The organism is Alcanivorax sp. UBA3183 (assembly GCF_002364155.1).
Lineage (GTDB): Bacteria > Pseudomonadota > Gammaproteobacteria > Pseudomonadales > Alcanivoracaceae > Alcanivorax > Alcanivorax jadensis.
On the sequence record NZ_DEXN01000005.1, the window covers coordinates 5,006 to 25,385 of the forward strand.

Annotated in this window: 23 protein-coding genes; 11 read left to right on the forward strand and 12 right to left on the reverse strand. The window is 60.6% G+C overall.

What is annotated here, in order from left to right:
- Window positions 1-461: NRDE family protein (locus tag B3Q33_RS01090; protein WP_286826582.1), on the reverse strand; the 461-nt coding region annotated here is incomplete at its 3' end.
- A gap of 154 nt (window positions 462-615) precedes the next feature.
- Between B3Q33_RS01090 and B3Q33_RS01095 the strand changes: the two genes are divergently transcribed.
- From B3Q33_RS01095 to B3Q33_RS01110, 4 genes are all read left to right on the forward strand, one after another.
- Window positions 616-1,419 (forward strand): sulfite exporter TauE/SafE family protein, encoded by an 804-nt coding sequence (locus B3Q33_RS01095; protein WP_035245298.1) that lies wholly within the window; start codon window positions 616-618, stop codon window positions 1,417-1,419.
- A gap of 5 nt (window positions 1,420-1,424) precedes the next feature.
- Complete coding sequence (gene lgt, locus B3Q33_RS01100) at window positions 1,425-2,237, forward strand: prolipoprotein diacylglyceryl transferase (protein ID WP_084573388.1); 813 nt, start codon at window positions 1,425-1,427, stop codon at window positions 2,235-2,237.
- Window positions 2,234-3,067 carry a thymidylate synthase gene (locus B3Q33_RS01105; RefSeq protein WP_035245297.1) on the forward strand — a complete coding sequence of 278 codons (834 nt, stop codon included), beginning with the start codon at window positions 2,234-2,236 and terminating at the stop codon, window positions 3,065-3,067. The genes lgt and B3Q33_RS01105 overlap by 4 nt, the downstream gene beginning before the upstream one ends.
- A gap of 78 nt (window positions 3,068-3,145) precedes the next feature.
- Window positions 3,146-3,655, forward strand: coding sequence for a dihydrofolate reductase (locus B3Q33_RS01110; protein WP_035245295.1), 510 nt, complete (start codon window positions 3,146-3,148; stop codon window positions 3,653-3,655).
- Between the two features lie 265 nt (window positions 3,656-3,920).
- On the opposite strand, the gene B3Q33_RS01115 is transcribed toward B3Q33_RS01110, so the two are convergent.
- The 3 genes from B3Q33_RS01115 to B3Q33_RS01125 all read right to left on the reverse strand — a co-directional run bounded on the left by B3Q33_RS01115 (window position 3,921) and on the right by B3Q33_RS01125 (window position 5,987).
- Window positions 3,921-4,340, reverse strand: coding sequence for an OsmC family protein (locus B3Q33_RS01115; protein ID WP_273010195.1), 420 nt, complete (start codon window positions 4,338-4,340; stop codon window positions 3,921-3,923).
- A gap of 193 nt (window positions 4,341-4,533) precedes the next feature.
- Window positions 4,534-5,214 carry a hypothetical protein gene (locus B3Q33_RS01120; RefSeq protein ID WP_035245290.1) on the reverse strand — a complete coding sequence of 227 codons (681 nt, stop codon included), beginning with the start codon at window positions 5,212-5,214 and terminating at the stop codon, window positions 4,534-4,536.
- Between the two features lie 278 nt (window positions 5,215-5,492).
- Window positions 5,493-5,987, reverse strand: coding sequence for a DUF6231 family protein (locus tag B3Q33_RS01125; protein WP_232221997.1), 495 nt, complete (start codon window positions 5,985-5,987; stop codon window positions 5,493-5,495).
- Between the two features lie 297 nt (window positions 5,988-6,284).
- Between B3Q33_RS01125 and hemP the strand changes: the two genes are divergently transcribed.
- Window positions 6,285-6,461, forward strand: coding sequence for a hemin uptake protein HemP (gene hemP / locus B3Q33_RS01130; protein WP_273010196.1), 177 nt, complete (start codon window positions 6,285-6,287; stop codon window positions 6,459-6,461).
- A 299-nt stretch (window positions 6,462-6,760) separates the two neighbouring features.
- Window positions 6,761-7,723: a ChuX/HutX family heme-like substrate-binding protein gene (locus B3Q33_RS01135; RefSeq protein ID WP_272975549.1), complete on the forward strand. Its 963-nt coding sequence runs from the start codon at window positions 6,761-6,763 to the stop codon at window positions 7,721-7,723.
- Window positions 7,724-8,125: 402 nt separating this feature from the next.
- Here the strand turns inward: B3Q33_RS01135 and B3Q33_RS01140 are convergent, their stop codons facing one another.
- The 5 genes from B3Q33_RS01140 to dapF all read right to left on the reverse strand — a co-directional run bounded on the left by B3Q33_RS01140 (window position 8,126) and on the right by dapF (window position 11,933).
- On the reverse strand, window positions 8,126-8,440 hold the full coding sequence (locus B3Q33_RS01140) for a YqcC family protein (RefSeq protein ID WP_035245283.1): 315 nt from the start codon (window positions 8,438-8,440) through the stop codon (window positions 8,126-8,128).
- On the reverse strand, window positions 8,433-9,158 hold the full coding sequence (locus B3Q33_RS01145; RefSeq protein WP_272962159.1) for an HAD family hydrolase: 726 nt from the start codon (window positions 9,156-9,158) through the stop codon (window positions 8,433-8,435). Before B3Q33_RS01145 ends, B3Q33_RS01140 begins: the two co-directional genes overlap by 8 nt.
- Before the next feature lie 205 nt (window positions 9,159-9,363).
- Window positions 9,364-10,317, reverse strand: a complete 954-nt coding sequence (gene xerC, locus B3Q33_RS01150; protein WP_272962160.1) for a tyrosine recombinase XerC — start codon at window positions 10,315-10,317, stop codon at window positions 9,364-9,366.
- 9 nt (window positions 10,318-10,326) lie between these two features.
- The gene (locus B3Q33_RS01155; RefSeq protein ID WP_272962161.1) at window positions 10,327-11,052 is read right to left on the reverse strand and encodes a DUF484 family protein; all 726 of its coding nucleotides are present in this window, start codon (window positions 11,050-11,052) and stop codon (window positions 10,327-10,329) included.
- A gap of 29 nt (window positions 11,053-11,081) precedes the next feature.
- A complete protein-coding gene (dapF, locus tag B3Q33_RS01160; RefSeq protein ID WP_337894811.1) occupies window positions 11,082-11,933 on the reverse strand; it encodes a diaminopimelate epimerase in 852 nt (283 codons plus the stop codon).
- A 361-nt stretch (window positions 11,934-12,294) separates the two neighbouring features.
- On the opposite strand from dapF, the gene B3Q33_RS01165 reads away from it, so the two are divergent.
- Complete coding sequence (locus B3Q33_RS01165) at window positions 12,295-13,137, forward strand: 23S rRNA (adenine(2030)-N(6))-methyltransferase RlmJ (RefSeq protein ID WP_035245524.1); 843 nt, start codon at window positions 12,295-12,297, stop codon at window positions 13,135-13,137.
- 279 nt (window positions 13,138-13,416) lie between these two features.
- On the forward strand, window positions 13,417-14,910 hold the full coding sequence (nhaC, locus tag B3Q33_RS01170; RefSeq protein WP_272962162.1) for a Na+/H+ antiporter NhaC: 1,494 nt from the start codon (window positions 13,417-13,419) through the stop codon (window positions 14,908-14,910).
- Between the two features lie 183 nt (window positions 14,911-15,093).
- Here nhaC and lysA read toward each other — a convergent pair whose 3' ends face one another.
- The 3 genes from lysA to argH all read right to left on the reverse strand — a co-directional run bounded on the left by lysA (window position 15,094) and on the right by argH (window position 18,001).
- Window positions 15,094-16,335, reverse strand: coding sequence for a diaminopimelate decarboxylase (gene lysA, locus B3Q33_RS01175; protein ID WP_272975550.1), 1,242 nt, complete (start codon window positions 16,333-16,335; stop codon window positions 15,094-15,096).
- A gap of 2 nt (window positions 16,336-16,337) precedes the next feature.
- A complete protein-coding gene (gene lptM / locus B3Q33_RS01180) occupies window positions 16,338-16,505 on the reverse strand; it encodes an LPS translocon maturation chaperone LptM (RefSeq protein ID WP_272975551.1) in 168 nt (55 codons plus the stop codon).
- 95 nt (window positions 16,506-16,600) lie between these two features.
- On the reverse strand, window positions 16,601-18,001 hold the full coding sequence (argH, locus tag B3Q33_RS01185; protein WP_272975552.1) for an argininosuccinate lyase: 1,401 nt from the start codon (window positions 17,999-18,001) through the stop codon (window positions 16,601-16,603).
- A gap of 149 nt (window positions 18,002-18,150) precedes the next feature.
- Between argH and B3Q33_RS01190 the strand changes: the two genes are divergently transcribed.
- The 3 genes from B3Q33_RS01190 to B3Q33_RS01200 all read left to right on the forward strand — a co-directional run bounded on the left by B3Q33_RS01190 (window position 18,151) and on the right by B3Q33_RS01200 (window position 20,340).
- Entirely contained in the window at window positions 18,151-19,188 is a 1,038-nt protein-coding gene (locus B3Q33_RS01190) for a sensor histidine kinase (RefSeq protein WP_272975553.1), read from the forward strand.
- Window positions 19,189-19,204: 16 nt separating this feature from the next.
- Window positions 19,205-19,945, forward strand: coding sequence for a LytR/AlgR family response regulator transcription factor (locus tag B3Q33_RS01195; RefSeq protein WP_035245271.1), 741 nt, complete (start codon window positions 19,205-19,207; stop codon window positions 19,943-19,945).
- A gap of 83 nt (window positions 19,946-20,028) precedes the next feature.
- On the forward strand, window positions 20,029-20,340 hold the full coding sequence (locus B3Q33_RS01200; RefSeq protein ID WP_272962332.1) for a TRL-like family protein: 312 nt from the start codon (window positions 20,029-20,031) through the stop codon (window positions 20,338-20,340).
- The last annotated feature ends 40 nt before the right edge of the window (window positions 20,341-20,380 follow it).

The following is a 20,380-nucleotide window of genomic DNA, read 5'->3' on the forward strand; positions in this document are numbered from 1 at the left end:
TGCACCTTGGGCCAGGGATCGTCCAGCAGGCCGTTGCACAGGCCGTGAATGCCGGGGGTGACCGCTTGCGGAGCGCCGCCGCGGTTGCCCAGGTACCAGAGGCTGTCGGGGGTGCCTACCAGCAGGTTGAAGGCGCCGTAGTGGTGCTGTTGTTCGGCCAGTTCCCGGCAGAACTGTTCCGGCGACTGGCTGCCTTCCAGGAAGGCCAGGGGCAGCAGGCCCCGGGAGCGTTCGCCGCTTTGTCGGCCGGCGATGGGCTCGCGGTAGTTGGTGACCACGGCGACACTGCCATTGCGGTGGATGCCCAGCCAGGTACCGCCGGCGGTCAAGTCCAGACCACAGAAGATATCGCCACGCCAGCGGGCGGGCTCGGCGGGGCGGGCGTGGAATTCATCCCGGTTGGCGGCCATCCGCAAGGGGGTAGCTGAATCTGGTTGCCAGTCGAAAAGCACAATGCACATGAATGTTGCCAGTCAATAAAGGGTATGGGCTGGTGCCTTCGCCTTGCTAGCAAGGCTCCAACGGGAAGGGTAATCCCGCCAGCGTGTGGCACTTGTAGCGTGCTAGCATACCTGCCTTGCGTATAGATTATGAACCGGCGCTAAGGGCTGGCCAATGTGGGAACTGTTTCTGATTTGTCTGGGGGTTGGTGTGGGTGCGGGGCTGCTGGCCGGGGCGCTGGGCCTGGGCGGTGGTGTGGTGATTGTGCCGGCGCTGATCTTTCTGTTTCACGGGCTCGGTTTCCCCGCTGATCTGGTGGCGAAGATGGCGGTGGCCACCTCTCTGAGCACCATCATGATCACCTCTATCAGCGCGGTGCGTACCCATCACAAGGCCGGCTTTGTGCGCTGGCCGGTGGTGTTGCGGCTGGGCGTGGGCATTGTGCTGGGGGCCTTCGCGGGTGCCTTTATTGCCGATGCCATGAAAGGGGAACTGCTGACCCGGTTGTTTGGTCTGTTTGCCATGGTGATTGCCTTGCAGATGGCTCTGACGGGCCGCAAAGCGCCAGACGGTAACCTGCCGGAACGGGTGCCCGGGGCGGTGGGGTTGGGTGTGGCCGGGGTGTTGATCGGTACCGGGTCCGCCATTTTTGGTATTGGCGGCGGTTCGTTGACGGTGCCGTTCCTGAGCTGGTGTCGCCTGAAAATGCAGGAGGCGGTGGCCATCGCCTCCGCCTGTGGTCTGCCCATCGCCATTGCCGGCACCCTGGGTTTTGCGGTGGCCGGCTGGCAGGAAACCCGGCTCCCCGAGGGGGCGCTGGGCTATGTGTTTTTGCCGGCCACAGCCGGTATAGTGCTCACCAGTTTTCCGTTCGCGCGACTGGCGGCGCGACTCAGCCACCGGCTTCCTTCAGCGATGCTGAAAAAGGTGTTCGCGGTGGTGTTGTTTGTCATCGGCCTCAGGCTGGTTTTGGGATAGGCATTATGGAATTTCCGCAGATTGATCCGGTGGCGATTGCCATTGGTCCCCTTCAGGTGCACTGGTACGGCCTGATGTACATGATCGGCTTTGCCGCCGCCTGGTTGCTGGGGGTATACCGCGCCAAACAACCGAACTCGGGCTGGACCAAGGATCAGGTGGGCGACCTGGTCTTCTATGGCGCCATGGGGGTGATCCTGGGTGGCCGGCTGGGTTATGTGCTGTTCTATAACTTCGGCAAGTTTCTCGATGATCCGATCTGGCTGTTCAAGCTGTGGGACGGCGGCATGAGCTTCCACGGCGGCGCCATTGGTGTGCTGGTGGCGTTCTGGTTGTTCGGCCGCAAGACCAACAAACGGTTTTTCCAGGTGGCAGATTTCATGGTGCCCATGGTGCCGATCGGCCTGGCCACCGGACGCCTGGGTAATTTCATCAATGCAGAGCTGTGGGGTCGCACCAGTGATGCGCCCTGGGCCATGGTGTTTCCCACCGATCCGGACCGCCTGCCACGGCACCCTTCCCAGCTGTACGAGTTTGCCCTGGAAGGGGTGCTGCTGTTTCTCGTGTTGTGGTTCTATTCGGCGAAGCCGCGGCCGGCCGGGGCGGTGACCGGGCTGTTCGGGGTTGGCTATGGTCTGGGCCGAACCTTTGTGGAGTTTTTCCGTGAACCGGATGCCCACCTCGGTTACCTGAGCGGTGGCTGGCTGACCATGGGGATGTTGTTGAGCATCCCGATGATACTTCTCGGTGCCGCCATGATGGTGTGGGCCTACCGCCATGATGATCGTGCCGCCACCCCTTCCGGGAGTCGTTCATGAAGCAATATCTCGATCTGCTGCGCCAGGTGCGTGAGCATGGCACTTTCAAGGAAGACCGTACCGGTACAGGCACCTATGCGGTGTTCGGCCATCAGATGCGTTTTGATCTGAGCGAAGGCTTCCCCATGGTCACCACCAAGAAGCTGCACCTGCGCTCCATCATTCACGAGCTGCTGTGGTTTCTGTCCGGCGACACCAACATCCGTTATCTGAAGGAAAACGGAGTGTCGATCTGGGATGGATGGGCGACCCCGGAAGGTGAGCTGGGCCCGGTCTACGGCGAGCAGTGGCGTAGCTGGAAAACCCACGATGGCCAGGTGATTGACCAGATCAGCGAGGTGCTGGCGGAGATCAAGCGTAACCCGGATTCCCGCCGCCTGGTGGTCAGTGCCTGGAACCCGGCGGTGCTGCCGGACCCGTCCATTTCCCCGGACGCCAATGCCGCTGCCGGCAAGCAGGCACTGCCACCGTGCCACTGCCTGTTCCAGTTCTATGTGGCGGACGGCAAGTTGAGCTGTCAGCTGTATCAGCGCAGCGGCGATATCTTTCTGGGCGTGCCGTTCAACATCGCCTCCTATGCGTTGCTGACGTTGATGATGGCGCAGGTCTGTGGTCTGGAGCCCGGCGATTTCGTGCATACCCTGGGTGATGCGCACCTGTATTCCAATCATCTGGAGCAGGCGGATACCCAGCTGGCCCGCGACCCGCGCCCATTGCCTACCATGACCCTGAACCCGGAGGTGAAGGATCTGTTTGCCTTTACCTTCGAGGATTTCACCCTGAGCGATTACGAGCCCCACGCCCACATCAAGGCGCCGGTGGCGATTTAGAAAAACGCTTGCACGCTTTCACGCAACACGCCGACACGCGTGGTGCATGCAAGCGTGCTGCGTGTCAGCGAGGTTTGCATGTCCATTCGTCTTTCCCTGATGGTCGCCAAGGCCAGCAATAATGTGATCGGCCGCAATAACAAGCTGCCCTGGTATCTGCCCAACGACCTGAAGTACTTCAAGCAGGTCACCTTTGGCAAGCCAGTGATCATGGGCCGCAAGACCTGGGACTCCCTGGGCAAGCCGTTACCCGGCCGTACCAATATCGTCATCACCCGGCAGCCGGATTTTCAGGCGGAAGGCGCCAAAGTGGTGGCGACGCTGGAAGAGGCGGTGACCATGGCGGAGAACGTGGCCTTTATCGAAGGCCAGGACGAAGCGGTGGTGATGGGGGGCTCAGAGATCTATGCGCTGGCGCTACCGAAAACGGACCGGCTCTATCTCACCGAAGTCCATGCGGAAGTGGAAGGGGATACCTGGTTCCCGGAATACGATACGTCTGAATGGAAAGAGATCGGCCGGGAGGATTTCCCGGCGGAAGGGCCGAACCCCTACGATTATTCGTTCGTGGTGTACGAGCGGAAATAGGGGGCGAGCTACACTCGGTTGGATAGGGGGCTGACCTAGGCACCTCTACGAAGCCGCTGTAGGAGCTATGCTTGCATGGCGAACCGCGCTTGCGCGGAAATCGACCGGAGGGCGATCAGGGATATCAGGGCTCGACAGGTTTCAGAAAGAATGACGGGCAGGCCTGGTTTCCCGGTTCGCCATGCAAGCATAGCTCCTACATAAAACCGGGCTCAATCGATTAGCTCTGCCTTACCCGCGTCGCAGCTAGAAGCTCGTAGCTGATTCACCCCCTCGGCTCGATCAATACTTCACTCTTCACAGACTGCGCAATAAAGCATTTCTCGTGGGCGCGCTGGTGCAGGGCCTGGATCTTGCCGGCATCCGGTTGTTCGCCGCTGAAGGTGGCCAGGGGTTGCAGCAGTACCTGCCGCACATAGATCATCGCTTTTTCATTCTGGCCGAGGATGGCTTCGGGGGCATCATCGTAGCTGGTGACGGACAAGCCTTCGCGGGCGGCTTCGGTGAGGAATGACAGCAGGTGACAACTGGCCAGGGAGGCAATAAAGGCCTCTTCCGGTTCCATGAATTCCTGCTGACCATGATGGCCATCCACCACACGGACTTCATTGCCATCAGCCAGGTGCCAGAGGTAGTGATCCTCGCCGCGGGTGCTCCAGCTCAGATGCATAGTGTGTTGTGGCACGACATATCCCCGGTTGGTTTATTCTTCAGGGCAGTATGCCATCAAAACTGCCACTTGCCATGGCGGCTTTGGTCGAAGTCGGTGACAAAACGTCAGCGGGCGGTGTCGGTTGTATCCGGAAGGAGAGCGCTGGCAGGGCAGAACAGCGGCAGGTGGCGGTGGCGGGAAAGTGGTGAAAACGTTACCGCCACCACTAGGTGGCACTGTCCTGGGCCATTTCCCAATAGCGGAACACGGCCACATTCACCAGCGCGCTCATCAGGCTGACCGGCACGCCCACTAGCAGGGCGGTAGCCTGGGGCTGGCTGATGACGGAGGTCACCAGGCTGGCCAGGATGCTGCTCATCATCAGGTAGGCGAGAAACACCAGCACCAGTATCAGCATCAGCGGCCACTGCTGGGCTTCTGTCATGGCGAAGGATTGGCGCAGGGCGTCAATGGGGTTGCGGCGTTTCAGGACAACCAGGAAAGGCGCGAAACACAGGCGGGTGTAGACCCATAGCGCCGGGAAGAAAAATGCCAGCCAACCCAGCGAGACACCAACGGCCATGATGGCGTAGGTGGCCAGCAGCATTGGATAGACCAGCAAGGCGGCGGCCAGGCATTGCAGCAGGCCTGCGGGTTTGCCGGTGCGGGTGGCAGCGAGCTGAGCGATCAGTGCGCCTTCGGCCAGGGGGCGGCTGAGCAGCACAATGGCCAGGCTGATGCCGCTGAACTGCAGGGCGCCGCCGGCCTCTTCCGGAAATACAAAGCTGGGGCCAAACAGCCACTGGCTGGCTTCGGTGAGCAGGGCAAACGGCGCGGTGACCAGAAAGATCGGGCCAAGGTTGCGCCACCAGAAAAAGAGAATTTCGCGAAAACGTTGGCTGATCATATTGGCTGTAAGGTGTAGCGGGAAAGGCGCTATTTCACCACAGCGAGCGGGATGTGCACAGGGAAAGGCGGCAATATTCGTCAGTGGGGCGCTGATGGCGGTGGGTTGGTTGCAGGTAGGGTGAATTAGCCGAAGGGGTAATCCACCTTTCCACCACCGTGAAGAGAAACCCAATTAACACCGATCGGCGAGTTAAATACCTTCATGCCCTTGAGCCATCGGCAGAGGTAGGATTGTGGATTACGCCTTCGGCTAATCCACCCTACGGCACAGCCGGGTCACCACCAGTACTTGCCCCAGTTTTCCGGGTTGGCCCAGAAGCGCGGGTTGTTCCATTTGCGCTCAAAGTTGTAGTTGTCCAGGTCGTAGCTGTAGATGTTCAGCTCGCGGCCATCCTGGGCAAAGTGTCCCTGTTCCCGGCAACCCAGTGCCAGAAATCCATTGCTGGGCCAGCGTAGTTTCTGCGGGGCCAGGGTGGGCTGGTACACCGCCACCATGGAATCGGTGTGCAGGTTTCGCAGCAGGCCCATCAGTGCCTCGCCGTCCCGCTGGCTCATGTATTCCAGCTGGTCGGCCACAATCGCCATATCTACCCGCTCGATATCATCCAGTGCCGCAAAGGGATCCTGCTCCTGGATTTCCACCAGGTTGCAGTCGTGGTCCTTGCACCATTGGCTGACGACGGGGATGGGGTTGAGGCTGACGGTAACAATGGAGGAAGGCTGGTGGCTATCCAGGATAGCGGCCAGACGTTCCTGGGGGGATTCAGTCATGGGGTGTGCCATCGCGGTATTCATGAATTCAGTCTAGCGCGGTTGTGCAGGGCTTTCGATAGGGGAACGTAAAAACACTTGCCGGATGGCATGCAGGACGGCGGACAAAGAAAAGCAAAGCGCGCAGAAGTCCGATGGTGGGCGCCAGAAAGGGAGAAGGGTTAACGTGGAAAGATCCATTAATGCTGGCTGGCGTCAAGGCTGCGTTGTGACCCCCATCAGAAAATCAGGAAAGAGCATTGACGGCCCTTCAATCAATAATGATAATTATTCTCATGTATAGACAAGGAGGCCAGCATGACTCAGCTCAAGAAGAACGTCACCACGACTACCCGCCGGGTTGCGATCAATGCAGAAAGCAGTGTTGCCAGCAGCTTGCTGCTCAATCATCAGGGCAAGCTCTGGATTGAGCATGCCGGTGAGCGTTACCAGTTGCGGCGCACCTACAATAATCGGCTAATTCTGACCAAGTAACGCGGCGCGCAACACGCTTTACGCAACAACGCGGTATCGGCTTTCAGATTTTCTGGCCAGCAGGACGCGCATCAGGTTTCCGGGCGGGGCCAGTCACAATGAAAAGCATTTCTTCGTGTTGATGCGTGTCCCGTGTTGCATGCAGCGTCTCAATTTCTCCCTGACGTGGATCGCCAGCCGCCGCCAGCTTTCCACACCTAATAACAAGCACCGCCGACCATTAAGGCGCTTCTGAATAACCCTTTCTGAACAGGGCATCAGAGGTGTCTTAACCGGTGGTGCGGCGATCTGGAGGTAGCATGTCAGTGATGGCGTGGTCCCCGGCGCCGGCGGCATCCCCTCTGCTTCGTCAGTGCGGCGCAGCCCTCGGTGATCGGGTTTTACGATTGCAGGACGAGCCGTTGGCCATTCTCAAGGCCCTGTACCGGCTTGGCTCCCTGGTGGTGACGACGTTTACCAGTGGTTCCCGGGTATCCCAGAACATGCACTACCCGGCTTTCCATGAGGGCGAGTGGTGGCTGGAGTCAGTGGGTGACCGTTGCCGGTTACGGCAAAGTCTGCAGGTGTCCCAGTGGCATTCGGTACTGGCGGTGCTGGAACCCACCGGCGCCTTGCCGGCCCGCAGTCTGGTGTTTTTCGACCGCCAGGGGCAACCGCTGCAACAGATGGCGGTGGCGCCGGACAGTGGTGGCCTGGCATTCGAGGAACTGGTCTGTGCCATGCTGCACCCGGATCAGCAGACGCTGAATCCGCCTGCCGGTCTGCCTCGCATTGTGGCGGGTGAGTTAGGGTCGCTATCGCAACTGGAGCGGGACTGGGCCGGCAGTGCCGACGAGGAGGATTTCTCCCAGCTGCTGCAGCGCTGCCACAACCAGCGCGCCGTGCTGTATCGGTCGGTGCGTGACAGCTTTGCCTGCATGGTGCGCCCGGAAACCCTGCCGGCGGTGCTGGCGGAAGCATCACATCGCGATAATGCGACCACCTTGTGTGTTGGCAACCAGGGGGTGCGTTTGTGTATGACCGCACCCTGGTCGTCGCCACGCTGGCAGGGCAGTCATTGTCATCTGGCCCACAACGGCGCGTTGATATCGTTGGACATGGCAAAGATGCAAAGCCTGTGGCGTCTGCGAAAGCCCGGCGAGGGACAGGTGATCACGGCCCTTGAAGCCCTGGATAAAAACGGCAACTGGTTGTGGACACTGTCGGCTGGCGAAACGGAGTCAGACTGGCGGGCGTTATTAAGGGATAGCGTGATTCGGTAGCTCGAGCTGCGCTCGATTGGATTGGGAAAGGCTAAAAGTTCCTCAACCTCCGAGCTCTCTTCGCAGTCGCTGTAGGAGCACCTCTTGAGGTGCGAACCGCGCTTGCGCGGAAATCGCCCGCAGGGTGATCAGGGATATCAGAGCTCGACAGGTTTCAAACAATGCAGCAGCCCTCGTCTCTGTCCCCTCGCTACGCTCGGTTCGCATCTCAAGCGGTGTTATTCGCTTCGCTCACCCCTCGGGCCGCACGGAACTACGTGCGTTACTTCGCTACGCTCCGTTCCTACATTGAATCTCAAATCCTCGCTAAGGCCTGAATCGCGCCGCCAGCGACGCTCCTACAGTGTGTGGGTTCGCCTGCAAGCAGTCTCCTACGGATGCGCGTTGCCGCTTGCCACTACCTCAAAAGTGCTCGTCGAAACGCTTGAGCAGATCAATGATCTCGCTGACATCTTGCTCCATTCCCTTCAGAGCCTCTTCTGCCATGGGGCTCACGTCGCACTGGCCGGGCAGGGGATGGTCGGCGTCGAGGATGGCGCGGAAGCGGCCGATAAATACCCACTGCAGCCACTGGCTGAAAGCCATGGTGTCGGCAAAGAAGGGGGTGCTGCTGTCGAAGGCAGCGGGCGCCGGGGGCTGTTGTTCCCACAGGCCCTGCTGGTCCAGCTCGGTTTGCAGATCGTCCAGAAGGTTGGCAAGTTGCGCGCGCTTAGTCATCGAAAAGGGGTACCAGGTCCGGGAGTTCGTGAAGGTTGTGAATATGGTGACGGGGGTGGGCCAGATCAACCGGCCAGTCCAGATCGATCAGGTTGGCCCAGATGGCATGCATGCCGTGTTCGCGAGCGGCATGCACATCCTCCAGGGGATGATCGCCCACATGGACGGCCTGGCTGGCGTCGACACCTGCTGATGCCAGTGCCGCCAGGAACATGTCCGGTGCGGGCTTGCGCTTGCCGATGGTTTCCGCGGAGTGGTGGAAGGTGAACAGCTCGGCGATGCCGATTTGTTGCAGATCCGCGTTGCCATTGGTCAGGGCGCCCAGCTGATAGCTGTCGGCCAGTTGTTCGAGCACGCCCAGGGCACCGGGGAAAAACGTCACCTGATTACGGGCGCGATGGAAAACCAGAAAGGCTTCTTCGGCAATCTTGCGCGCCTCATTGGTGCTGAAGCCATGCTCGGTAAAGGCCCGGGCCATGGCGTCCTGGCGCAGGGCTGTCAGGTTGTCCAGATAATCCGGCCGCTCCCGCAGTAGTGCCGTGCGTACCGCGCGTACCCGCTCGGCGCTCAGCGCCAGGGCGGCTTCCGGGTGGCGGTCAATGATCCAGTCACTGCATGCCTTCTCCGCCCGGCGAATCACTTCGTCCACCGGCCAGAGGGTGTTGTCCAGATCAAAGGTAATCAGTTTGAGGCGGCTCATGGCGCTATTGTAACGCATGGCAGGGGCTGTGGCCCGACCATGGCGACGAAGCTGCTGTAGGAGCTCCCTTCCAGGGGGCGAACCGTGCGCAGCACGGAATCGGCTATAGGGCGATCAGGGATATCCAGACTCGATAGCTCCTTGAAAAATGGTCCCCCTTTCGGGTGCCTCGCTACACGAGCTTCGTCCCCTGGAAGGGAACTCCTACAGGAAGCGGTAGACGTCAGGACGATTCCTCGTCATCCCTCTTGCGGCGCTGCGCTCTTGGATGAGCGCCGTCATACACCTGGGCCAGGTGCTGAAAGTCCAGGTGGGTGTAGACCTGGGTGGTGGCCAGATCCGCATGGCCCAGCAGTTCCTGTACGGCGCGCAGGTCGCCGGAGGATTCCAGCAAATGGGTAGCAAAGGAATGCCGTAGTTTATGGGGGTGCAGGTGATCATCCAGGCCCCGTTCCAGGGCATGGCGTTTCAGGCGTTGCTGCACGCTGGAGGGCGACAGTCGACGGCCATTCTTGCTCAGGAAGAGCGCTTTTTCTTCGCTGTCCTTGATGAACAGGGTGCGGGCCTTGAGCCAGCGGCGCACGGCCGTTAGGGCCGGTTTGCCGATGGGTAGCTGGCGGGTCTTGTTACCTTTACCGGTGACCAGCAGCTGGCCGGCACTCAGATCCAGGCTGTCCAGATTCAGGCTCAGCAGTTCTGCCAGCCGCAGGCCGCAGGCGTAGAATAGTTCCATGATGGCCTGGTCGCGCAGGCTCAGCGGGTCGCCTTTTTCCATGCCCGCATCCAGCAGCTGGCCCACCTGGTCCGCATCCAGGGCCTTGGGCAGGCGCTTGCCACTTTTCGGTGGCCGCACATCCACCGCCGGGTTGTCCCGGGCCAGCCCTTCGCGCATCAGATAATTGTAGAAAGTACGCAGTGTGGACAGTAGCCGGGCAATGGTTTTGCCGCCTTTTCCCTGCCGGTGCAGGGTGGCCACCAGCGAGCGCATGTCGTGCACGGTGAGCGTGGCCCAGTCCCGCTGCCCGTTAAGGCGGAAGGCTTCTTTCAGGTCACGCTGGTAGTTGCTGACGGTGTGCGGGGAGAGGCGGCGCTCGGAGGCCAGATGGGTTAGGAACGAATTGATAATTGATAGTTGATAATTGATAGCGCCAGAAGCGGCTGGATGTTCGTTATCCATTATCAATTCTCAATTGATTTCCCCGGTCTTTTTAGCTGCCTGATGCGGGTATTGCCGCAGGACTTCGTGCAGGCGGCGGCTGAGGACCTGGCCGATGTGGGTAATGAACAGGGTGCCCAGGGAGCTGCGGAAGTGCATGGCGCTTTTGCTGCCGATGGCCAGCAGGCCCAGTTTGCCCTGGTACTCGAGCGGTACCATAGCGGCGGAGCGGATGTCGGTGGCGTGCTCCTGGAACAGGGCCTGCATTTCCTCTTCGCGCATGGCGCCGCAGACCGCCTTGCCGTTGCGCAGCAGGTGGTTGAGGGCACTGGGCAGGGCGTCGCTGTCGACACAGCGAATCTGGTTGCGCAGGTCGCCGAGGATGGGCAGTTCCCGGTCGTAGAGCAGCAGCGCCACCCGGTCGCAGTGAAAATCGTCACCGAGGCTGGCGAGCAGGTTGCGGAACAGTTTTTCGGCTCCCCGTGCTTCCAGCAGGGACAGGGTCAGACGGCGGGTCTTGTCGAACAGGTGATCGTTTTCCCGGGCCACGTCCAGCAGGCCGTTGAGGCGGTCACGCAGTTCGTTATTACGGTCGCGGAGAATGGACGCCTGGCGTTCCAGCAGAGAGACAGCCTCGCCCTTGGAGTCCGGTAGGCGCAGCAATTCCAGCAGCTCCGGGCGATGCTGGAAGTAGTCCGGGTTGTCGCGCAGGTAGGCGGCAACCTGGTCGGCGCTGGCTTTGGTGTTCTCCGTCATGGGATTGCGTCCTTCTTGTTCCGCCGCAGTTATGCGCTGGTTACATCAATGCTGCCATCATAGACATGGCTGGCAGGGCCTGTCATCCGGATACCGCCCTGGCCGGTATAGCGAATCTGCAAGGTGCCTCCGGGCAGGTGCACGGTCACGTCCTGATCCAGAAAACCCCGTCGCTGGCCGATCACGACTGCGGCGCAGGCGCCGGAGCCACAGGCCAGGGTTTCCCCGGCGCCTCGTTCGTAGACGCGCAGGCGGATTTCATTGCGGCTGACGATCTGCATGAAACCCACGTTGACTCGTTCCGGGAACTGTTCGTGGCTTTCCAGCAGCGGCCCCACGGTGTCCACCGGGGCGGTGTCCACATTCTCCACCAGCAGGGTACAGTGCGGATTGCCCAGGCCGACGGCGCCGACTTCGTGGGCATTGTTGCCTGCGACCAGAAAATAGGTGTCCTGTTCACCCTTGGCGATCAGGGGAATTGCTTCTGGCGCCCAGCGCGGTGCGCCCATATCCACGGTCACCTGCTCGTCGTCGGTCACCGTCAGGGTCATCTGCCCGTCGGCGGTTTCCACCACGATTTCGGCCTTGTCGGTGAGCCCATGATCGCGCACGAAGCGGGCAAAGCAACGGGCGCCGTTGCCACACTGGCTGACCTCGGAGCCGTCCGCATTGAGGATGCGGTAACGGAAATCCGCGTCGGCGGAACGGGCCGGTTGCACGATCAGCAGCTGGTCAAAGCCCACGCCAAAATGCCGGTCGCCCAGGCGGCGGATCTCATCGGCGGAAAAGGGCACGCCGGTTTCTGGCAGCGACTGGCTGATGCCGTCGATGACCATGAAATCGTTGCCCAGGCCGTGCATTTTGGTGAAGCGCAGGTTCATGCGGGGTGTCCGGTACGGGTAAAAAGGCCATTGTACTCCGGGATGCGAGCGACGTCAGGTGATGGCGTATTCGCGTTGTTCCATGAGCGTTCAGGCTTGGCTACGAAGCCACTGTAGGAGCGCCTCTTGAGGCGCGAACCTGAGCCCAAGCGAGGGATGGGGTTCTGGGTGGCAACAAACCATCTACAAACTTTGGGGTGCGCTTGGCGATTTTTCCCTTCGCCTAAGATCAGGTTCGCGCCTCAAGAGGCGCTCCTACAGGGAGCCCTGTAGAAACACCCATATCGCGCCGCCGGCGGCATTCCTATGCTGGGGTGCATTCGGTGTACAATGCGCCCTTACACTTCTTCAGGTTGTCACCATGCTTTCCTATCGCCACAGCTACCACGCCGGCAACTTTGCCGATGTTCTCAAGCACATCGTCCAGGTGGCGATCATCGAGTACCTGAAAAAGAAGGACAAACCCTTCACGGTGCACGATACCCATGCCGGTGCCGGCAGCTATACCATTGCCAGTGATCACATGCAGAAGACCGGGGAATACCGGGACGGCATTGCCCGGTTGTTGGATAACCGCACCGGTGTAGGGGTGATTGACCAGTACGTGGCGCTGGTGAAAAAACTCAACCCGGTGGGCAAGCTCACCGAGTACCCGGGCTCGCCGCTGATCAGCGCCAGCCTGTTGCGCGAGCAGGACCGGCTGCAGTGTTCCGAGCTGCACAGTACCGATTTCGAGCTGTTGCAGCGTCGCTTTGCCGATGACAAGCGGGTGCGTGTGGAAAAGCTGGATGCCTGGCAGGGGTTCAAGGCCATGTTGCCGCCCCAGCATCGCCGGGGGTTGGTGCTGATCGATCCTTCCTATGAAATGGAAGCGGATTACCTTGGGCTGTTGCCGGCGTTGCAGATGGCCATGGAGCGCTTCTCCACTGCGACCTATGCCATCTGGTATCCGGTGCTGGATCGTAACCGCACCGAGAGTTTCATCCGCCGTTTCGTCAAGGCGGAGATTCCTAACATGCTGCGAGTGGAGTGTTGCCCGCGCCCGGATGCCTCTGGTCGTGGCATGACCGGCTCCGGCATGCTGATCGTCAATCCGCCTTACACGCTGGCCCAGCACATGGCCCAGGCCATGCCGGTGCTCAAGAATGCCCTGTGCGAGCCCAACGGGCATACTCTGGTCAGAGAGCTGACCGGCGAGGCCTGACAGCATAAAAAAACAGGGTGCGATGGGCATGTGAATCGCACGGGGCGGGGGAGTCAGTTACCAGAGGCGAGTTGCAGGGAGCGAAAATTCACGTCCTGTTCTGCATGCCGATTCTCGATTCCCTTCAGTCGCCCCGCAGGCCGACCACCGGCAATGCGCCTTCGCCAGCGTGCTGGTAGACTGCGCCGCTTTTCGCGCCGCCGGTAAGTGCTTACTCGCCGGCGAAGGCCCATAACGGGAAAGAGAGCAACCGGACAGACGGCCGTCTGTAAGCCTGCCATGACACAGTCCCCTTCACATCGTCGCCCCAGCCTGTTCGATGCCCTGCTGCCGATAGTCGTGCTGGTGGCGTTGTTGGCGGCGGCGGTGTACCTGTTCGGCGACAGTGCCTCTTCCGGGCCCAACCAGATTGCCCTGTTGCTGTGTGCCGGGCTGGCCTCGCTGATTGCCTTCAAGAACGGTATGTCCTGGCGGGACATCGAAACCGCCATGATCAAGGGGATTTCCGTGGCCCTGGGCGCGGTGCTGATTCTGCTCAGCGTGGGGGCCCTGATCGGCACCTGGCGGCTGGCCGGCATTGTGCCGTCGCTGATCTATTTCGGGCTGGAGTTGATGAACCCGGCCCTGTTCTATGCAGCGGCCTGCCTGATCTGCGCCATTATCGCCCTGAGTATTGGTTCCAGCTGGACGGTGGCGGCCACCGTGGGGGTGGCCTTGATCGGGGTGGCCAACGGTCTGGGGTTGTCGTTGCCGGTGGCTGCCGGGGCGGTAGTGTCCGGCGCCTATTTCGGCGACAAGATTTCGCCGCTGTCGGAAACCACCAACCTGGCACCGGCGGTGGCCGGCTCAGATCTGTTCGAGCATATCCGCCTGATGCTGTGGACCACGGTGCCCTCCATTGTCATCTCCCTGCTGATTTTCCTGTTCATGGGGTTCAATGCGGAAGTGGCTGGTGACACGGTGGACCGAATCCGCCCGCTACTGGCCGGTCTGGATAACCAGTTTCATATCTCCTTTCTGCATCTGATTCCCCTGCTGGTGTTGCTGGTGCTGGCGCTCAAGCGCATGCCGGCGCTGCCGGCGATCTTCCTGGGGGCCTTGCTGGGGGGCGTCTGGGCGCTGTTGTTCCAGCCCGAGGCCATTGCCGCCCAGGCGGGGGTGGCGCAGGCGGATCTGGCGGCGTCACTGAAAGTGGTATGGCAGACCTTTTATGGCGGTATCACGGTGGAGACTGGCGATGGGGCGCTCAATGATCTGCTGTCCGGTGGCGGCATGGCGTCCATGCTCAACACGGTCTGGCTGATTCTCTGTGCCATGACCTTCGGGGCGGTGATGGAGCATGCCGGTTTGCTGGCCAGACTGATCGAAGGTTTGCTGGCCGCGGTGAAGGGGGCGGCGGGATTGATTGCGGCCACTCTGGCCACCTGCCTGGGCAGCAATATCCTCACTGCGGACCAGTATATTTCCATCATCATGCCCGGGCGCATGTTCCGCGAGGCCTATGAAAAGGAAGGGCTGGCGCCGGTGAATCTGTCCCGGGCCCTGGAAGATGGCGGCACCATCACCAGCCCGCTGATTCCCTGGAATACTTGCGGGGCCTATATGCAGTCGGTGCTGCTGGTGCCGGTGACGGACTATCTGTTCTATGCGTTCTTCAACCTGATCAACCCGCTGCTGGCGCTGGTGTATGCCTGGCTGGGGATCAAGGTGCTGCGTCTGACTCCGCCGGGGGCAGGAGGGTTTCCCCCAGGGCCTTCTACGAAGCCGCAGTAGGAGCGGAGCTTGCGCCGCGAACCACGTGAAAACGCGAAGTCGTCTGCAGGATAACCAAGCTTCTCTGGCCTTGCCGTCTTCCTCCCGTTAATCCTGGCGACGCCCTGCCAAAACGCTGCAATAAAAAAGGCGGAATACCTTTCAGGTAATTCCGCCTTATGCCGTGATTGCTGTTCGCTGGAGTCAGGGTAGTAACGATTCCAGTTTTAGCTGATCTTCATAGGTTTCCCGCTGGCGCACCACAAAGGCCTGGTCGCCATCCACCATCACTTCGGCGGGGCGGTTGCGGCTGTTGTAGTTGCTGGCCATGGCAAAGCCATAGGCGCCGGCACTGCGCACTGCCAACAGGTCGCCGGTCTCCAGGGACAGGGCCCGGTCCTTGCCGAGAAAGTCACCGGTTTCGCAGACCGGACCGACGATATCCCAGTCCCGACAATCCGCATCATGAGGTTTTACCGGCACGATGTTCTGCCAGGCCGAATACAGACTCGGTCGGATCAGGTCGTTCATGGCGCCGTCGACGATGGCGAAGTTCTTGTGTTCGGTGGGCTTGAGAAACAGCACCTGGGTGACAAAGATGCCGGCGTTAGCGGCAATGGCCCGGCCCGGCTCGATATGCACCGGCAGGTCGCCGGGGATGTGCTTGAGCAGGGCCTGCACGTAATCTGCCGGCGCCGGTGGCGCTTCCTCGTTATAGGTCACGCCCAGACCGCCGCCCAGATCCAGATGGTGAATCTCGATACCCAGATGCTGCAGTTGTTCCAGCAGCTTGAGTACCCGCTCCAGGGCATCTTCGAAGGGCGACAGCTTGGTGAGCTGGCTGCCGATGTGGCAGTCGATGCCCAATACCTTGATGTGTGCCAGCTCGGCGGCGCGCTGATAGAGTGCCGGTGCCTTGGCGATATCCACGCCGAACTTGTTGTCCTTCAGGCCGGTGGAGATGTAGGGGTGGGTCTGGGCGTCCACATCCGGGTTCACGCGGATGGCGATGGGGGCTTCACGATCCAGTTCGCCGGCGACCAGGTTGAGCAGTTCCAGCTCGGCGGCGGATTCCACGTTAAAGCAATGGATGTTGGCTTTCAGGGCGGCGGCCATTTCATCGGCGGTCTTGCCGACGCCGGAAAACACGATCTTGTCCGGATCGCCGCCGGCGCGCAGTACCCGCTCCAGTTCGCCGCCGGAGACGATATCAAAGCCGGCGCCGCAACGGGCCAGCACGTTCAGTACCGCCAGGTTGGAGTTGGCTTTCACCGCATAACAGACCTGGTGAGGATGATCGCCGAAGGCCTCGTCGAAGGCCTGGAAGTGACGTTCCAGGGTGGCACGGGAATAGAGGTACAGCGGCGTGCCGAAACGGTCGGCCAGTTGTTCTACCGGCAGTTCTTCGGCGAACAGCTCGCCGTCGCGGTACTGGAAGTGATCCATGATTATTCCTGTTCCTCGTCATCCTGGTCGGATGCGGCGGTTTGGTCGGCGTTGTCGTCCTGTGCCTCTACGGGCTCGGCGGCGGGTTCCTGTGGGGCAAAGTACAGCGGGCCTTTCTGGCCGCAGCCAGCCAGCAGGGCGACAAATAGCAGGGCGATGATGCGCATCATCAAGCTCCGAATGTGCGTGCGAAGGCGGATAGCGTGGTGCTTCCCCCTCGGCGAAAGATGGCGGAAAGGGCCGTGCCCTGTCCGCCCGAGGTTGATCAGTGACCGGTATTGTCCAGCGCCTGCCGGGCACGGGCAACTGCGGCGCGCACCTGATCGGGGGCGGTGCCACCGATATGGTTACGGGCGCTCACTGACCCTTCCAGAGTCAACACGTCGAACACGTCGTCTTCGATCTGATCACTGAACTGCTTCAGTTCAGACAGGGACATGTCGCTCAGGTCCTTCTTCTTTTCTACGCCGTAGGCCACGGCCTTGCCAACGATTTCGTGGGAGTCGCGGAAGGCAATGCCCTTGCGTACCAGATAATCGGCCAGGTCGGTGGCGGTGGCGAAACCGCGACGGGCCGCTTCGCGCATCACTTCGCGGTTGGGCTCCAGGGCCGGGATCATGTCGCCGAAGGCGCGCAGGCTGCCTTTGATGGTGTCCACGGCGTCGTAGAGCGGCTCTTTGTCTTCCTGGTTGTCCTTGTTGTAGGCCAGCGGCTGGCTCTTCATCAGGGTCAGCAGGCTGATCAGGTGGCCGTTGACGCGGCCGGTCTTGCCGCGCACCAGCTCCGGCACGTCCGGGTTTTTCTTCTGCGGCATGATGGAGCTGCCGGTGCAGAAACGGTCGGGCAGGTTGATAAAGTTGAACTGGGCGCTGGTCCACAGCACCAGCTCTTCGCTGATCCGTGACAGGTGAGTCATGGTCAGGGCGGCCAGGGCGCAGAATTCGATGGCGAAGTCCCGGTCGCTGACGGCATCCAGGGAGTTTTCGCAGACGCCGTCGAAGCCCAGTAGCTCGCAGGTACGCTCCCGGTTGATCGGGTAGGTGGTGCCAGCAAGGGCAGCAGCGCCCAGGGGCATGCGGTTGACCCGCTTCTTGCAGTCCAGCAGGCGTTCGCGGTCGCGCTTGAGCATCTCGAACCAGGCCAACAGGTGGTGGCCGAAGGTCACCGGCTGGGCGGTCTGCAGGTGGGTGAAGCCGGGCATGATAGTGGCCGCTTCACGCTCGGCCAGGTTCAGCAGGCCGGTCATCAGGTGCAGATACTGTTCTTCCATGATCAGCATTTCATCGCGCAGCCATAGGCGGATATCGGTGGCCACCTGGTCGTTGCGGCTACGGCCGGTGTGCAGCTTCTTGCCGGTGATGCCGATCTTGTCGGTGAGCCGCGCCTCGATGTTCATGTGCACGTCTTCCAGGGCCACGGACCACTGGAATTCGCCGGCTTCGATTTCTTTCTGGATTTCCGCCAGGCCGTTGATGATGGCGTCGCGTTCCTCATTGGTGAGCACGCCCACTTCTGCCAGCATGGTCGCGTGAGCCTGGGAGCCGAAGATGTCCTGGCGGTACATGCGCCGGTCGAAATTCACGCTGGCGGTGAATTCCTGGACGAACTGGTCGGTGGATTCGCTGAAGCGTCCGCCCCAGAGTTTGTTCTGCTGCTTGTCGGTCATCGTACGGTTCCCATGCATAAAGCCGGATTTGCGAGGCGCGCAGTATAGCAGGGACCGGGGACCCCCTGAACAATCGGTATTGCTTGGGTGACGTGCTCGCTTAAGGTATAACTGCCTGTAACTAGTGATTTTTACTGATAGGAGAATCAATGGCGGCCACGGACGACCGGCCCAATACCAGCTTCCTGCCTGATCTGTGCAGCACCCGCGCGGTGCTGGTGGTGGTGGTGGTGGCGGAGCTCATGGCCCTGGTAATCAACCTGGTGGCCACCTATTACAGCGATTTCAGCATGGGCAGGCTGGCGATCACCTCCCTGTTTGTGCAGTGGGTGGGACTTACCTCGGCGGCGCTGGTCTGCCAGCTACGTTCCCGACTCAATCGCCTGGCTCCGGCCGGTGCGGCGGTGGCGGTGGTGCTGCTGGTGGTAATCGACACCCTGGTGTTCAGCGTGGTGGCGGCCCTGGTGATGAGCTGGGTGACCGGAAATCTGATGCCGGGCTCCCTGTGGTCCATGGAAATTCTCGTCAACGGCCTGATTGCCGCCATTATTGCCGGCCTGGTCATGCGCTATTTCTACGTGCAAGAACAGCTTCGCCAGAAGGGGCAGGCGGAATTACAGGCGCGCATCCAGGCCCTGCAATCACGGATTCGCCCGCACTTCCTGTTTAATTCCATGAACATCATCGCCAGCCTGATTGCGGTGGACCCGGATACCGCCGAGAAAGTGGTGGAGGATCTGTCGGTGCTGTTTCGGGCCAGCCTGAAGAATATCGGCAACGAGGTCTCTCTGGATGAGGAACTGGAGCTGTGTCGGCGCTATATTCATATTGAGCAATTGCGCATGGGCGAGCGTCTCCAGGTGGAATGGGACATCCGCGTGGAGGCAAAAAGCGTGATGATTCCGCTGTTAACCTTGCAACCCTTGCTCGAAAATGCCATTTATCATGGCATACAGCCATTAGCTGCGGGCGGCGTGGTGACGATCCGGGCCCTGGCAGAACATGGCGAGCTGGTATTATCGGTGAGTAACCCCAAGCCGGAAGGCGACGGGCACCACAACGGCAACCGAATGGCGCTGGAGAATATTCGTCATCGACTGGAAGCGTTGTATGGTGACGAGGTGGCGGTGGAATCACGGCCGCAACAAAAAGAATACGAAATCGAAATCCGATATCCGCTGCAATAAAAAAAGGATGGGAATTATGCGGGTGCTTGTGTGCGACGACGAACAACTGGCTCGGGACCGGCTCAAGCGGCTGGTGGAGAAAACCGACGGCGTTGAAGTGGTGGCAGAAGCGGCCAACGGCCGCGAGGCTGTGGATCAGGCTCAAATCACCAGGCCAGACGTGATCCTGATGGATATTCGCATGCCGGAAATGGACGGTATGGAAGCCGCCGAGCATCTCAGCAAGATGGATAATCCCCCGGCGCTGATTTTCTGTACCGCCTATGACGAACATGCCCTGCAGGCATTCAAGGTCCATGCGGTGGACTATCTGCTCAAGCCGGTCAGTGCCGATGATCTGGCCACGGCGCTGGGCAAGGCCCGGACCCTGAACCGGGTGCAACTGGCGGAAATCGGCAGGGATGTCAGTGAAGAAAAGCCGCGGCGGCGCGGGCATATCAGTGCCCGCACCCACCGGGGTCTGGAACTGGTGCCAGTGGATGAGGTGCGCTATTTCCTGGCTGACCAGAAATACGTCACCGTCTGCTCCGGTGAGGGCGAAGTGCTGATCGATGAAACCCTCAAGGAGCTGGAGACCGAATTCGGTGACCAGTTCGTGCGCATTCACCGCAATGCCCTGGTGGCGTTGAAGTTTATCGAGGGTATGGAGATGGCCACTGCTGGCCACCACCAGGTACGCCTGCGCGGCATCGATGAAAGGCTCACTGTCAGCCGCCGGCATGTGGCCGGCTTGCGCCGGGTGCTGCAGAATCTGTAGTCGTTAACAGAGGTCTGTCGGCATGCTAGCCTTGGACCTCCCCATGTTCCTAGCAATCCAATAACAAGAACAGGAAACCTGCCATGAAAAAGCTTCTTCTTCTGCTGGTCAGCGCCTCAGCACTGAGCGGTTGTGCCTCCGCCACCATGCCGGTCACCGGTCTGCTCTACGGCAACGTGAAAGCGCCGCTCACCGCCACTGCTTCCACCGAGAAACCCACCCGGGTTGGCCGAGCCAGTACCCGTTCGATTCTCGGCATCATTGCCTCCGGCGACGCCAGCATCCAGACCGCAGCGCGCAACGGCGGCATCACCGAAATCCATCATGTGGACTACGAGTCCCAGAACTTCTTCGGGGTGTTGGCGGAGTTTACCGTGGTGGTTTACGGTAACTGATTGCCCCTTTTGAATTTGTAGGAGCCATGCTCGCCATGGC